Source organism: Streptomyces sp. Y7, assembly GCF_043195415.1.
Classification (GTDB): domain Bacteria; phylum Actinomycetota; class Actinomycetes; order Streptomycetales; family Streptomycetaceae; genus Streptomyces.
In genome coordinates this window covers 1-383 of sequence record NZ_JBIDDQ010000073.1, presented here as the reverse complement: position 1 = coordinate 383, position 383 = coordinate 1, and the positions used below count along the sequence as shown (strand labels likewise).

The 383-nt window shown below is 51.2% G+C and carries 1 protein-coding gene; it reads left to right on the top strand.

Annotated elements, in window-relative coordinates; genetic code table 11:
• The coding region (locus ACGFW6_RS45160) for a YqaJ viral recombinase family protein (RefSeq protein ID WP_393523634.1) at positions 1-383 on the top strand (383 nt) is incomplete at both ends.

The following is a 383-nucleotide window of genomic DNA, read 5'->3' as shown; positions in this document are numbered from 1 at the left end:
ACCCTGTTTGAATTCACTTCCGGCGTGAATGTTACTGAATCCCCGATCATCTATCGCGACGAAAGTATGCGTACCGCCTGCTCTCCCGATGGTTTATGCAGTGACGGCAACGGCCTTGAACTGAAATGCCCGTTTACCTCCCGGGATTTCATGAAGTTCCGGCTCGGTGGTTTCGAGGCCATAAAGTCAGCTTACATGGCCCAGGTGCAGTACAGCATGTGGGTGACGCGAAAAAATGCCTGGTACTTTGCCAACTATGACCCGCGTATGAAGCGTGAAGGCCTGCATTATGTCGTGATTGAGCGGGATGAAAAGTACATGGCGAGTTTTGACGAGATCGTGCCGGAGTTCATCGAAAAAATGGACGAGGCACTGGCTGAAAT